The sequence below is a fragment of the Aquiflexum balticum DSM 16537 genome (genome assembly GCF_900176595.1).
Lineage (GTDB): Bacteria > Bacteroidota > Bacteroidia > Cytophagales > Cyclobacteriaceae > Aquiflexum > Aquiflexum balticum.
Genome location: NZ_LT838813.1, coordinates 5,010,404 through 5,025,152 on the forward strand (window position 1 = coordinate 5,010,404; position 14,749 = coordinate 5,025,152).

Genomic DNA, 14,749 nt, shown 5'->3' on the forward strand with positions numbered 1-14,749 from the left:
TTAATCTTTTTATTAAAAGTTGCGAGAAATTAATTTCAATATAAATTTCACTCTATTGAAAAATGTTTTTAAACTTACGCTACAAAATTACTTGTTATGCTACTTTAACAATTTATTTACTAAACCTTTATCATTTATGACAAAAAATTTACTAAGCGCTTTGCTCTGTTTCCTATTTATTGGAAATATGGCAATAGCCCAAACAAGGACAGTTACGGGAACTGTTATCTCAGTGGAGGATGGTTTTCCTCTTCCGGGAGTAAATGTGGTTATCAAAGGGACTACCTCTGGTACCGTAACAGATTTAAATGGAGGCTACAGCATCCAGGTTGAGTCCAATCAGACTCTGGTTTTCTCTTTTGTTGGTTTTGAAACGCAGGAGGCAGCAGTCGGTAATCGTAGCATTATTGATATCTCGCTACAAGTGGATGCAAAAACTCTGGGAGAAGTTGTGGTAACAGGTTTCGGTACGATTACCAAAGGAGACCTTACAGGAAACATTGCTACAGTAAAAGGTGCAGAAATCGCCAATATCCCTGTACCCAACTTTCAGGAAGCCCTTCAGGGAAGAATGGCCGGTGTATTCGTGGAATCAAACAGTGGCAAATTGGGTGAAGGTGTGAAAATCAGAGTAAGGGGTACTACTTCTATCTCAGGTGGCAACGAACCTTTATATATCGTCGATGGATTGCCTATCACCTCTGGTGGTGCCATAGGAGATTTCAACCCACTTGCTGATATCAATTTCAATGACATTGAATCTTTTGAAGTTTTGAAGGATGCTTCTGCATCAGCTATTTACGGTGCCCGAGCGTCTAACGGTGTGGTTTTGATCACCACCAAATCAGGTGCTAAAGGTAAAACCAAATTCAATGTAGGTGTGCAAAGAGGTGTTTCCTCTCCAACAAGAAAGCGAGAATTTTTGAATGCTGAGGAATTTATCGAATTGATGACTGAGTCCGCATACAACAATGACCTGAGCGAAGGATTTGACCCTAAAAATAATCCAGCGGATTATCCTGGATCTTGGCTTCAGTTTGTAGAAGGAAGATTTGATAGATATTCAGGTTGGTCTGATTGGAGAACCAATGAAACTGATACCGATTGGCAAGAACAGGCATTCAACCCTGATGCAGGAGTTACCAATGTCAATTTTTCGGCAACTGGAGGTGATGACAAAACGAAATTTTACTTCAGTACTGCCTATGACAAGCAGGAAGGTATCATTATCAGAAATGATTTTGAAAGAATTTCTACCAGGTTGAATTTAGACCATAAAGTTAGTGAGATCTTCAATTTCGGAGTTAACTTAGGTTTCAGTAGGGTAAGAAACAATAGATTGTCTGACGATAACGCCTTCAACAATCCTATTCAATTAGTAGCTTTAGCGCCTATTACACCCATCAGGGATTTGAATGGGGTGCTTTATGATACTCCAACTACTACCTATTACAACAACTTGGTCGATTCTGAAAATGCAGAGTGGTTAAATACCTCTTATCGAAATATTTCAAATATTTATGGTGAAGTAAAAATAACCAAAGACCTGAAATTCAAAAGTGAATTCGGTGTGGATGTCATGAACCAAAATCAGGAGCAGTTTTTCGGTTCCAGAACAAACAGTGGTCGTTCCACCAACGGATTCGGGAGATCAAGTTGGTTGAGAATATTTAATTATAACACCAACAACTTCTTTACCTACACCAAAGCTATAGGTACCAAACACAATATCGATGCAGTAGCAGGTATGCAATTCCAGAAATCTGAAGATAATTTCACTTCTGTAGAAGGTCAGGAGTTTCCTTTGGATGATTTGAGGACACTGGCTTCAGCAGCAGAAATTACAGGTGGTACTTCCACATTGACCAACTTTACCTTCCTTTCTTATTTTGCAAGGGTAAACTACAGGTTCAACAATAAATTCCTCGGTACTTTCAGTGCCAGAGCGGATGGTTCCTCCAGATTCGGAGATAATAACAAATGGGGCTTCTTCCCTGCTGCTTCTGCAGGATGGGTCTTATCAGAAGAAGGTTTCCTTAAAGGCAACGAAACTTTGAGTTTATTGAAATTAAGAGCCTCTTACGGACTTACCGGTAATGCGGAAATTGGGAATTTTGATCATTTGGGACTTTTCGGGACATCTTCATATGGTTTGATCCCCGGACTAAGACCTACACAAATCCCTAATCCAAATCTAAACTGGGAAAAAACAGAGCAGTTTAACATCGGTATTGAATTCGGTATTCTTAGAGACAGAATTACCGGTGAGATTGACTACTATGATAAAAACACCCGGGATTTGCTTCTGAATGTCCCTGTACCTGCTACCTCAGGTTTCAATGTACAAAGACAGAATATTGGTAGAATGCAGAACTACGGTTTTGAATTTATCTTAAACGGTTCTGTTGTTTCCAAAGAAAATTTCAGTTGGAATGCCTCTCTTAACTTTGCAAGAAATATCAATAGAGTAAGAGAACTTGCTCCTGGTCAGGAATCCATTCCACCTACATCCTCAAGATCACTGAACAGTATCTTTATAGGCGAGTCAATAGGTGTTTTCTACGGGCCTAAATATGCCGGGGTAGATCCTGATAACGGCGATGCCTTGTACTATTCCAATGCGGAACAGACAGAAACTACCAATAATATCAATAATGCTGAAAGAATGGTTGTCGGTGATCCAAACCCTCAGTTTATCGGAGGTATCACAAACAATTTTACTTTTGGTAATTTTGATATGAACTTCTTGTTCCAAGGAGTATTTGGAAACGATATCTATGATGGTGGCGGAGGTTTCTTTGCTGCAAACGGTGACTGGTTTGATAATTCAACAAGGGATCAGATGGCAAGATGGCAAAACCCAGGTGACATTACAATGGTTCCCCAAGCTAGATTGGGAGCTTGTAACGGATGTCAGGCTTCAAGCAGATATCTTTCTGATGGGAGCTATGTAAGGTTGAGAACGCTTACGATTGGCTATACCCTACCTAATACCCTGACCAGCAAGATGAAGATTTCTACTGCCAGATTCTATTTAGTAGCTCAAAACCTCTTGACTTTCACGAATTATAAAGGATGGGATCCTGAAGTAAATGCAGATGCTTTTGCATCAAATGTTTCTCAGGGCTATGATTTTTATTCAGCGCCCCAAGCCAGGACAATCTCATTGGGTCTAAATGTCGGATTCTAAATAGCTATTAAAATGAAAAAACATATAATTATAGGATTATTAGGGCTTGTTACTGTATTCAGTAGCTGTAACGATGAATTATTCCTTACGCCCTTTCAAAGTATCGATCAGAGTCTTGCATTGAGCAATGATGCCAATGTGAAAAGTGTACTGATCGGAGCGTATGCCGAAACTAGAAGCGTTGCTCTTTATGGCGGAAGACTTCAATTGTATTCTGAAATGTTGGGTTCAAACGGTGAAATCAGATGGGAAGGTACCTTCAACCAACCTAGAGAGATGTTCAATAAAGCAATTGTAGTAAACAACTCCTTTGTGGAAGGAACATGGGCAGCTGCTTATAGAGCTATCAACGTTTCCAACAACGTGTTGGGTGCTCTTGATGTAGTCAATGAGGCAGACAGAGACAGGGTAAAAGGAGAAGCATTGTTTCTGAGAGGTTCCATGTTTTTTGAGTTGATCAAGCTTTATGGACTTCCTTATGTGGCAGGCAGCCCTTCTACAAATCTTGGTGTTCCCTTGATTTTGACTCCTACCCGTGAAGTAAACGAAGCAAGTTTTGTGTCCAGAAATACAGTAGCTGAGGTATATGCTCAGATTTTGAGTGATTTGACAGAAGCCGAAACATTATTGCCACCCTCGAATAGATTTCTTGCAAATTCCTATGCTACTGCGGCACAATTGTCCAGAGTATATCTTCAAATGGAAAGATTTGGAGATGCAAGAGATGCTGCAAATAGGGCAATCGTAGAAGCTGAAGCGAACGGCAAAAGATTGGTTACCGGTTTTATGGATGCTTTCAATACAGAAGGTAATTCTGTGGAGGATTTATTCGCCATAGCGGTAAATACCCAAGACCCTGCCAATGACATGTTCACTTTCTACTCAATTGCCGAATTTGGAGCAAGAGATGGTGATGTTGCAATATTAGACAGCCATCTTGAAAACTATGAAGATAATGATCTCAGGCTTGGCCAGTTTTACCAAGGAGCGGGAGAAAGAAGGACTGCAAAATGGAGAGATCAATTCAGGAATGTGAAGGTCATCAGGCTAACTGAAATGTATCTGACCAGAGCAGAAGCCAACTTCAGAGAAGGTACTGCCATAGGTGCTACCCCATTGGCAGATATCAACTTGATCAGAGCAAGGGTGGGTTTACCAGCCAAAACTTCTTTGACATTGGATGAAATCCTTTTAGAACGCAGACTTGAACTAGCCCATGAAGGACATATCATTCATGATGTAAAAAGAGTCCGAGGATCTATCAATGACAACACCGGACCGGAAGTTTTCCCATTTGATAGTCCAAGAATGGTATTCCCAATACCTCAAAGAGAAATGGATGCCAATCCAAATCTTATTCAAAATGCAGGTTATTAAGAAAATAAATAAACTAAAAAATAAAAGAGCCACCATTAAGGTGGCTTTTTTTATGGACTGTTCGCAATACTTGTCCCCAATACTTACATTTGCGGGCATAAAACCATAATCCTGACATGACTGACAATATTAAAAAAGTTCAATTGAATGACTTACACGAATCCTTGGGAGCCAAAATGGTTCCTTTCGCAGGTTATAATATGCCCGTAAGGTATTCTTCGGATATAGAAGAGCACAAAACCGTGAGAGAAGGGGTAGGTGTTTTTGATGTTTCCCATATGGGTGAATTTATGATAAGAGGGGCAAAAGCATTGGATCTGATTCAAAAAGTAACTTCAAATGACGCTTCCAAATTGGTAATAGGACAGGCACAATATTCATGCTTCCCCAATGAAGAAGGTGGAATTGTGGATGATTTGATTGTCTACAAAATGGCTGATCAGGAATATATGCTTGTAGTGAATGCTTCAAACATTGAAAAAGATTGGAACTGGATCAACAAACACAACAATATTGGCGCTGATCTGGAAAATATTTCAGATAGGATTTCTCTTTTTGCCATTCAAGGTCCCAAAGCAATTGAGGCTGTGCAATCACTTACCCCTATTGATCTTTCTTCTATTAAATTCTATCACTTCACCACAGGTCAATTTGCTGGTGTTGAAAATGTGATCATATCAGGTACAGGATATACGGGAGCCGGAGGCTTTGAAATTTATGTAAAAAATGAGGATGCCGAGAGCGTGTGGAATGCCGTTTTTGAAGCAGGAAAAAGTCTTGGAATCAAACCAATTGGATTAGGGGCCAGAGACACACTTAGATTGGAAATGGGTTATTGCCTCTATGGAAATGATATCAGCGATGAGACTTCACCTCTTGAGGCAGGATTGGGTTGGATCACCAAATTCACCAAGGACTTTATCAATAGTGAAAACCTCAAAAAACAAAAAGAAAAGGGGGTAGATAAAAAGTTGGTTGGCTTTATAATAAATGAAAAAGGAATTCCAAGGGCACACTATCCTATTGTGAATAATTCCGGTGAGGTCATCGGAGAAGTAACCTCGGGAACTATGTCCCCATCTATGGGTGTAGGGATTGGTTTGGGATATGTCAAGTCCGAATATGCTTCCCCGGGAACAGAAATTGCCATCACTGTTAGAAACAAAAACATACCGGCAACAATTGAAAAACTGCCTTTGTACAAAAAATAAATCCATCCATTCCATAAACCCTGCTGTGAAACATATGTGAATTCATTACAGGGTTTATTTTTATACAGATAAATGAAGAAAGTTGAAATCTGCCTGAGTCCTGAATTGATTCATCTCTATGATGTCCAAGATAAAAATGTGGTTATTGTGGATATTTTCAGGGCTACTTCAACTATGTTGGCAGCTTTGGCCAATGGAGTGGATTCCATAACTCCTGTGATGGACTTGGAAACCTGTAAATCCATGGCAAATTCCGGATACACTATTGCTGGAGAAAGAAATGGGAAAACGGCAGAAGGTTTTGAATTGGGGAATTCCCCCCTTGCTTATTTGGACAATAAATATTCAGGATCCAAAATCGCCATGACCACCACGAATGGCACTGTGGCAATTGAAAAGACCAAAAATGTCGCCAACAAAATTATTTTAGGTGCTTTTGTTAACCTATCAGCAACCACTGATTTTTTAATTTCAGAGCAAAGAGACGTTTTGATTCTCTGCGCCGGCTGGAAGGGGAAATTCAACCTGGAGGATTCTTTGTTTGCCGGTGCATTAGTAAGCAATTTACATCCTCATTTTGGAACAGAATGTGACACTTCCATCGCGATGAAGAATCTTTATGAGGGCAATCAACACCGGCTTCGGATTTTTATGGGGCAGGCTTCCCATGCCAAAAGACTTCAAAACCACAATATTGAGGCCGATATTGAATTTTGTCTTTCACTGAATATCTATGATATTATTGGAATTTTGGAGGAAGGAAAACTGGTTGCTAAAAATCCGATAAAGTAAATCGTGCCAAATAATATTTTACAATCTTTTACCTCAGATTCACTTTGCCAGCAAATTTATATACCTTTGTTGGCAATCAGAAATCAATCATTTCACTGAAAAAACCCATCCTATTATGACTGAGGTCAAACTCTTTTCAGGTACCAATAGCCACTTACTTGCCGAAAAAATAGCAAAACATTACGGGAAACGCCTCGGAGATCTGACCATCTCCAAATTCAGTGATGGAGAAATGTCGCCCAGCTACAATGAATCGGTTAGGGGCTGTACGGTCTTTTTGATCCAGACTACAAATCCCACCGCAGATAACCTCATGGAGCTATGTCTGATGATAGATGCAGCCAAAAGAGCGAGTGCTTATAAGGTTTGTGCTGTAATTCCCTATTATGGATACGCCCGACAGGATAGAAAAGACAGGCCAAGAGTTTCCATAGCGGCCAAATTAATTGCCAATATGCTTACCTCTGCAGGAGCAGATAGGATCATGACCTGTGACCTGCACGCAGGGCAGATCCAAGGTTTTTTTGATATCCCTTTGGATCATTTAAATGGATCAGCTATCTTCGTGCCCTATTTGGAAAGGCTGGCCTTGGACAATATGATTTTCGCAGCTCCAGATGTGGGAGGTGTGGCAAGAGCAAGGTCTTATGCCAAGCATTTTGAAGTAGAAATGGTGGTCTGTGATAAGCACAGAAAAAGGGCCAATGAAGTGGCTTCCATGCAGGTAATCGGTGACGTTGAAGGGAAAGATGTGATTCTTATTGATGACCTTGTAGATACAGCAGGTACTTTGTGTAAAGCAGCACAGATTATTATGGACAAAGGCGCCACCTCAGTAAGGGCCATAGCTACACATGGTGTTCTTTCCGGAAACGCCTATGAAAATCTTGAAAATTCCATTTTAAAGGAGTTGGTTATCACCGATACCATACCAATGAAAAGGCAATCTTCAAAAATCAGAGTTCTTTCAGTAGCTGACCTTTTTGCAAAAGCAATACATGCGGTAACTGGAAACACTTCCATTTCTGCATTATTTATTTAATGAATTACTTAATCAATTATATACACTTAAATTAAAATTTATGAAATCTTTAGAGATTATAGGGTTTAAAAGAGCAAATCTCGATAATCAGGAATTGAACCAAATCCGTCAGGAAGGTAATGTTCCTTGTGTGGTTTATGGTCCGGCTATCAAAGAGCAAATCCATTTCTACTCCCCTGCCATTTTGTTCAGAGACTTGGTGTACACTCCGGAAGTTCACATGGTTGATCTGAATATTGAAGGCGAAAAAATGAAAGCAGTGTTGAAAGACGCACAATTTCATCCGGTTTCAGAAGTTTTGTTGCATGCAGATTTCTTGGCTTTCAGCCCCGACAGGCCTATCAAATTTGAAATCCCAGTAGTGATTAAAGGTACTTCTCCAGGAATTATTAAAGGGGGTAAACTTGAAATCAAAACCAGGAAAATAGCTGTCAAAGGTTTGGCAGGAAATCTTCCTGATTATGTTGAAGTTGATATCAACAATTTGGATTTGGGTAAATCATTCAGAGTTGGAGATTTGAAAGTAGAAGGCTTTGAAATCCTCACTAGCCCAAATGTATCCATCGTAACTATTGGAATCCCAAGAGCACTCAGAGGTAAAAAAGCTGAATAATCAGTTTTTAGAATATGATAAAATCAAATCCTGCTTAAGGTTAAGCAGGATTTTTTATTTTTGTGCAGCTTTTACAAAAATCAATCCATGAAGTATCTCATCGTGGGACTTGGAAATATAGGTCCTGAATATGAACTCACAAGACATAACGTTGGATTTCTGACCGCTGACCGCTTGGCTGACCAACAAAATGTCCAATGGAAAAGTGATAGGCTGGCATTTACAACTCATTTTAAATACAAGAGTCGACAAATCCATCTGATCAAACCAACCACTTATATGAATTTGAGCGGTAAATCTGTCAATTATTGGATGAAAGAACTGAATATTCCAAAAGAAAACGTCTTAGTGATTGTGGATGATGTAGCCTTGCCATTTGGGAAGTTGAGGATGAGGAGCAAAGGTTCAGCAGCAGGTCACAATGGCCTCAAAAACATTGAGGATTTAACAGGCGGACAAGATTATCCAAGATTGAGGTTTGGAATAGGTGATGATTTTCCCAAAGGCCGACAGGTTGAATATGTCTTAGGCAGATGGTCTCAAAAAGAAATAGATGAACTTCCCATTTTTATGGATAAGGCAATAGATATGATTTTGAGCTTTTGTACGGTCGGGATCAATATGACGATGACGCAGTTTAATGATTGAAGATATGAGACGCTAGACGTAAGATTTGAGACTTGCGGATTTTAGATTTTAGATTGTGCGTCATTGCGAGGAGCACTTCTATTAACCTTTATAATTAGGATAATTCATCGTGCGACGTGGCAATCTCTAATTTTATTTCCAACATATTTCAATGGTACATCTAACTTATTTCTCTTCAATAAAAAAGTATTCCGGATAATCTTTTGAAATACACTTTTTGAAAACTTAATTTGCAAACACTTCAGGAAACTGATTTATAAAGAAGAGGTGAGAGAACAGGCTCGAAGACCCTCTGGCAACCACCCCGACACATCGGGAAAGGTGCCAAAACCTGCCCGAATAAGCGGGGACTATAAATTGGAAATTATGCCATCTGTACAGATTTACGAGCTATTTAAAGAAATTATTAAGCCTTTTGATATAAGTACAAAGTACCATGTACGAAGTACCAAGAATTGGAAAATCAGCCATTTTTTGGAGAAGAGCTTGATGATATTGGCGGATAACAATCTTCAAAATCTCCTAATATCACGATCAGCAATCCCGTCTTTGCCTATTTTTTGTTTCAGTTTTATCCGTAAACCCAATTACTTGATAGATTTCCGATTGGATTATCTTTCTACTGAATTTCGATTCTATTTCAATCATATCCCGAATCGGTATTGCTCTCGGGATCTCTGTTTCGCTCCGATTTCCACTTTATTTCTACCTTATTTCCAGTCTATTTCGATTAATTCCAAACAGTCTTGTTACAGAATAGCCTATTCAACCATTAACCAACGCCTCCATGTCCCATTTTGAAACTGACGCTATCCGGATTTCTGCATCCAAATCCAACCATAAAGAGCATTCGGCACCTTTATACCTAAGTTCGAGCTTTACTTTTGATTCTGCCGAAGAGGCCAGACAGATGTTTGCCGAGGAGATCGAGGGAAATATCTACTCCAGGTATGCGAATCCCAATTCTTCTGACCTGATCCAAAAAGTTTGCGCTGCGGAGGGAACAGAGGACGGAATAGCCACTGCATCCGGAATGGCCGCCATGTTTGGAAGCATAGCTTCACTTTTACAACATGGAGACCATATCCTTGCCTCCCGCTCATTGTTTGGTTCTACCCATCAATTGCTGACAAAGGTTTTCCCAAAATGGGGAATTACATCAACCTATGGAGACATTTCTGATTTTACCAATTGGGAAAAGCTGGTCAAGCCAAACACCAAAATGCTCTTTATAGAAACTCCTTCCAATCCCGGTCTGGAAATCATTGACCTGGAATGGGCAGGAAAGTTTGCAGCGGCACATAACCTGATTTTGGTAGTGGACAATTGCTTTGCAACCCCATATCTACAGCAGCCTGCAAAATGGGGAGCGCATATTGTGACCCATTCAGCTACCAAATACATCGATGGACAAGGACGGGTTTTGGGTGGATTGATTTTGGGTAAAAAGGATCTGATCAAAGAAGTACAGTTCTTTACAAGACATACCGGCCCTTCCATCTCCCCCTTCAATGCCTGGATTCTGGCAAAAAGTATGGAAACTTTAGCAGTACGGATGGACAGGCATTGTTCAAATGCCCTGAAAGTTGCTGAATACTTCGAAGCAAATAAGGAAATTGATTTTGTGAAATACCCCTTCCTCCCCTCCCACCCACAATATGACCTGGCAAAAAAGCAAATGTCGCAGGGCGGAGGAATTATTACTTTGACTTTAAAGGGAGGAATCCAAAGGGCACAACGCTTTATTGATGGCTTACAAATGATTTCTGTCACGGCAAACTTGGGAGATAGCAGAAGCATCATCACCCATCCTGCTTCTACGACCCACAGTAAATTGAGTGAAGAAGAAAGGGCAAATGTTGGCATTACAGATGGATTGGTAAGACTTTCAGTCGGTTTGGAACATTATGAGGATATTATTCAGGATGTAGAAAGGGCATTGAACTTTTCTAAGTAATTTATAATAAAGAAATTGTTTGGTTCCGACTTGCTTTAAAATATTACTGTACCTAAATTTTAAGAATGAAAGCGGGTGTAGCTCAGTTGGTAGTCCGCCTCGGCGGATCCCAAGCTGAAGGCCGTCGGTTCGAGACCGATTACCCGCTCCTTCTTTTTTAATTTTGGTGATTATACTGACCTAGCTGAATTTTTTTAAGAATTTCAGGTTTCTTTGTCGCGTTTTGCAAGCTTACTTCGTACTGTGTAATAAATGCTCGATCTATGAAAAAAATTCTCCTGCCCCTCTTTTCATTTGGTGTACTATTCTTTGCCTGTGTACCTTCCGACGAATTTAAACCTGCCGAAGCAAATTTGAGAACATTGGCCACTTACGAAAAAGAATTGGCCAATTCGAGTACAAAATTTGCCCTTGATCTTTTCGCGCAAGTGAACGACCCTGATGAACCAAATCAGTTCTATAGTCCCTACAGCATCCATCAGGCCCTCTCCATGACCATGAACGGGAATGAGGGGGAAGTTCTCCAAGAATTTGTTGATCTTCTCAGGTATGAGGGAATGAGTTTGGATAATGCCAATCGTGGTTCCAAAGAACTGACTGAATTTTTGCTGCAAGTTGATCCGAAAGTGAAATTGGCCATAGCCAATGCCATTTGGTACAAGCAGGAGTATCAGGTGCAGGTACCTTTCAAAAATACCGCAAGGGATTACTACAATGCTGAAATCGCAGGACTTGATATGCGTAATTCCAATTCAGTCAATATCATCAACAACTGGATAGCCCAGAAAACCAACAACCTGATCAAAGACATGTTGGACGAAATCCCCTCCGATGCAGTCATGTACCTGGTCAATGCCATTTATTACAAAGCTGATTGGAAATATCAATTTGTTGCGTACAAAACAAAAAAGGAAAACTTTTATCCCAGTCCCGGAAATGCCGTTCAGGTAGACATGATGGACCTGGATAAACCTTCCGCATTCAAAAGTTATTATGGGGATGCCTACCACTACTTTGAAATCCCCTATTCTACAGGACAATACTCTATGGGAATTCTTTACAATCAAGAAGGAAACCTTGATCAAGTAAGCCAATATTTGAATCTGGGTAACCTGGAAATGTGGCGGCAGAATGCCCAAGAAATAAACTTCATTCTCAAAATGCCAAAATTCAAAATGAAGTACAAGATGGCAAACATGAAAAATGATCTGATGGAAATGGGATTGGTCAGGCCTTTCTCTTTCCATCCGGATAACTTCACCAAATTGTTTTCAAACCTCACAGGGGATCTTAAAATCTCTCGCGTGATACACGATGCTTTAATAGAAGTGGATGAAAAAGGATCAGAAGCCGCCGCTGCTACAATTGTAGAAGTGGTTGAACTAACTTCGGCACCATCCGGTCCTAGGACCCTTGTTTTGGATAAACCCTTTATTTTCTTTATTCAGGAAAAACATAGTGGAGCGATTTTGTTTATGGGGAAATTGGGTGATCCGTCAAAACTTTGATGTTTTTATAGTTATGATAAGGAGCTTCCTCATTTTGACATTGATAATAGTTTCTTCCTGTGCAAATGACAGCGAGCTTCCGGATGAATCCTGTCAGGAAAGTTTTCTTTATGAAAATATTTCCTTTACCCCTGTGACAGGTGTGGTGATGGTGGAGTTTAAGGACTTTGAAAATATAGAAACTCAAATCCAATCGCTATTTGCTACATATGAATTTTTGGATGAAGAATTATTTCCTATAGGAAATTTTAGCAATAGGGTTCCTTTTTGGTTAAAATCCCAAAGCTGCGAAACACTTTATGAATCATTGATGATTCTAAATCAAGATGAGTCCATATCTGCAGCCACGCCAATTCTCCGTCCACAAGGACCTGAAATACAAGACTCTTCTCCTTGGACTTTGGTCAATGGAATTTCCATCCATCCTAATAATGAAGACTATATTCCAAAAATATTGGAATGGGCCTTCGAAAACGGATTAGAATGGGAAGGATCAACAAGTCTAACCCAAAGGTTTGTAGTAAAAAACGTAATAACAGGCTTTGAGCCATTGGAGATCGCTACGAAGGCAAAAAATGAATTGGATTCCAAATGGGTTGCTGTTGACTTTATAGTTCCTATCAATAATTGGCCGTAACCTAATTTAAATACTTTTTCACCTGAATTTTTCTTCCCCGAAATAAATTCACCTTGGGATGTTAGGCTTTCCGGTTTTGATTTATGTTTTTCCCCTAAAATCCGTAATTTCGAATAAACCCATTCAACCAAAGCAACTATGACAATCCAATGGAAGGAAGAAATTGAATTGATAAAATCCGTTGTAAATAAAACGGAGCTGCAGCATTCAATCAAGTGGGGAATTGATGTGTATACCTATGAAGGGCAGAATATCATTGGTATTGCCCCTTTTAAGGCGTATATAGGAATCTGGTTTTACAATGGCGTGTTTATGTCCGATCCCTTGAATGTCTTTGTAAATGCACAGGAAGGAAAAACAAAAGCCTTGAGACAATGGAGATTTTCAAGCATGGAAGAAATAAATCCCGATAAGATTTATTCCTATCTCCTGGAAGTAATTGCCAACGAAAAAGCAGGAAAAAGATTGGTTCCTGATAGGTTCGTTAAATTTGAAATCCCGGAAATTCTTGAAGAAGCTTTCAAGAACAATACTCAATTGAAAGCTGGTTTCTACAATCTCAGCCCCGGCAAGCAAAAAGAATATGCTCTCTATATTCAGGAACCCAAAAGGGAGGAAACAAAAATCTCAAGATTGGAAAAAATCAAGCCGATGATTTTGGAAGGTAAAGGGCTGAATGACAAATACAAATAACCCATGACAGAAAATAAAACCAAAGAGACAGAAAGTTCGGTGGAAGAATTTATCAACACTGTTGAAGATCAAAAGAAAAGACAGGACAGTTTTGAGTTGCTGAAGTTATTTCAGGAGGTTTCAGGATTTGAACCCAAAATGTGGGGAGATAGCATTATAGGCTTTGGAAGCTATCATTACAAATATGACAGTGGCAGAGAAGGCGATTTTCTTTTAATAGGCTTTTCCCCGAGAAAAAATGCCATTTCGCTGTATATGTCCTGTGATATCCATGGCCAACATGCCGGGCTACTTTCGCGATTAGGGAAATTTAAATCTGGCAAATCATGTCTCTATATCAATAAATTGGAAGATATTGATAAAGAAGTATTGAAGGAATTGGCGAAAGCATCCATAGAATTTACCTTAGCCAAGTATCCCTGATGGCCCGCTGTTCTTAATTTGGACCAATAGCTACCTGTACCAAATCCAGAAAAAGGATTCGTAATTCGAGCCTAATTATGAATAGTTATTTCTATTTAGACTATTTCCATTTGTACTATTTCTATATAAAATAAACCTGAAAACATCTTACTTCTCCACTTTTTCTCTAAATTTGATTGAGATGTTCAGGCGTTATATATCCTTCTTTTTTCTTACTCTTGCCCAAGCAATGCTGTTGGGGCATAGTTTTTTTCCGCACCACCACCACGATCCATTAAACTTTTATGGTCATCATGAATATCCATGTGAACACCATCATGGAAATGACCATGATACAGGGGAGGAACACAGCTCGGATATTTTCTCCATGATACAACATGGTCAAAATGGAATAGAGTGTATTTCTTGCCCTCACCTGGATCAACCGGTTCAAAAACAATTATTTGAATTTGAATCCACATTTGCTGAAAAAAATGGATTGCATAAAAGTTTTCGAATCTCATATAAGAACCCTCCCCCCTATTCCACATCTTTTTATTCCAAAATTTCAGAACTGTTACCGGACAGTTTGAGGGCCCCACCGTCACAGGTGTGATCTTTTTGAAGATCAGCTCAGTCATTTATTTTGACTAAGCCTTAATGAAATTTAATTAATCAT

The 14,749-nt window shown here is 39.5% G+C and carries 13 protein-coding genes and 1 riboswitch; of the genes, 12 read left to right on the forward strand and 1 reads right to left on the reverse strand.

Annotated elements, in window-relative coordinates; translation table 11 throughout:
- Window positions 1–136: 136 nt before the first annotated feature.
- The 12 genes from B9A52_RS21160 to B9A52_RS21215 all read left to right on the forward strand — a co-directional run bounded on the left by B9A52_RS21160 (window position 137) and on the right by B9A52_RS21215 (window position 14,091).
- Window positions 137–3,190, forward strand: coding sequence for a SusC/RagA family TonB-linked outer membrane protein (locus tag B9A52_RS21160; RefSeq protein ID WP_084122543.1), 3,054 nt, complete (start codon window positions 137–139; stop codon window positions 3,188–3,190).
- 12 nt (window positions 3,191–3,202) lie between these two features.
- Entirely contained in the window at window positions 3,203–4,567 is a 1,365-nt protein-coding gene (locus B9A52_RS21165; protein ID WP_084122545.1) for a RagB/SusD family nutrient uptake outer membrane protein, read from the forward strand.
- Window positions 4,568–4,683: 116 nt separating this feature from the next.
- Entirely contained in the window at window positions 4,684–5,778 is a 1,095-nt protein-coding gene (gcvT, locus tag B9A52_RS21170; protein ID WP_084122547.1) for a glycine cleavage system aminomethyltransferase GcvT, read from the forward strand.
- 72 nt (window positions 5,779–5,850) lie between these two features.
- On the forward strand, window positions 5,851–6,570 hold the full coding sequence (locus tag B9A52_RS21175; protein WP_084122548.1) for a 2-phosphosulfolactate phosphatase: 720 nt from the start codon (window positions 5,851–5,853) through the stop codon (window positions 6,568–6,570).
- Between the two features lie 115 nt (window positions 6,571–6,685).
- Window positions 6,686–7,612 carry a ribose-phosphate pyrophosphokinase gene (locus B9A52_RS21180; RefSeq protein WP_084122549.1) on the forward strand — a complete coding sequence of 309 codons (927 nt, stop codon included), beginning with the start codon at window positions 6,686–6,688 and terminating at the stop codon, window positions 7,610–7,612.
- 40 nt (window positions 7,613–7,652) lie between these two features.
- Window positions 7,653–8,225, forward strand: a complete 573-nt coding sequence (locus tag B9A52_RS21185; protein WP_084122550.1) for a 50S ribosomal protein L25/general stress protein Ctc — start codon at window positions 7,653–7,655, stop codon at window positions 8,223–8,225.
- 87 nt (window positions 8,226–8,312) lie between these two features.
- On the forward strand, window positions 8,313–8,873 hold the full coding sequence (pth, locus tag B9A52_RS21190; protein WP_084122551.1) for an aminoacyl-tRNA hydrolase: 561 nt from the start codon (window positions 8,313–8,315) through the stop codon (window positions 8,871–8,873).
- A gap of 251 nt (window positions 8,874–9,124) precedes the next feature.
- Window positions 9,125–9,232: riboswitch (SAM riboswitch) on the forward strand.
- Window positions 9,233–9,660: 428 nt separating this feature from the next.
- Window positions 9,661–10,830, forward strand: a complete 1,170-nt coding sequence (locus B9A52_RS21195) for a trans-sulfuration enzyme family protein (protein WP_084122552.1) — start codon at window positions 9,661–9,663, stop codon at window positions 10,828–10,830.
- A 263-nt stretch (window positions 10,831–11,093) separates the two neighbouring features.
- Window positions 11,094–12,338: a serpin family protein gene (locus B9A52_RS21200; protein ID WP_084122553.1), complete on the forward strand. Its 1,245-nt coding sequence runs from the start codon at window positions 11,094–11,096 to the stop codon at window positions 12,336–12,338.
- Window positions 12,339–12,351: 13 nt separating this feature from the next.
- Window positions 12,352–12,975 (forward strand): hypothetical protein, encoded by a 624-nt coding sequence (locus B9A52_RS21205; RefSeq protein WP_084122554.1) that lies wholly within the window; start codon window positions 12,352–12,354, stop codon window positions 12,973–12,975.
- A gap of 138 nt (window positions 12,976–13,113) precedes the next feature.
- Entirely contained in the window at window positions 13,114–13,668 is a 555-nt protein-coding gene (locus tag B9A52_RS21210; protein WP_084122555.1) for a YdeI/OmpD-associated family protein, read from the forward strand.
- A gap of 3 nt (window positions 13,669–13,671) precedes the next feature.
- A complete protein-coding gene (locus tag B9A52_RS21215; protein WP_084122556.1) occupies window positions 13,672–14,091 on the forward strand; it encodes a DUF1801 domain-containing protein in 420 nt (139 codons plus the stop codon).
- A gap of 212 nt (window positions 14,092–14,303) precedes the next feature.
- On the opposite strand, the gene B9A52_RS21220 is transcribed toward B9A52_RS21215, so the two are convergent.
- Window positions 14,304–14,711 carry a hypothetical protein gene (locus tag B9A52_RS21220; RefSeq protein ID WP_084122557.1) on the reverse strand — a complete coding sequence of 136 codons (408 nt, stop codon included), beginning with the start codon at window positions 14,709–14,711 and terminating at the stop codon, window positions 14,304–14,306.
- Window positions 14,712–14,749 lie beyond the last annotated feature (38 nt).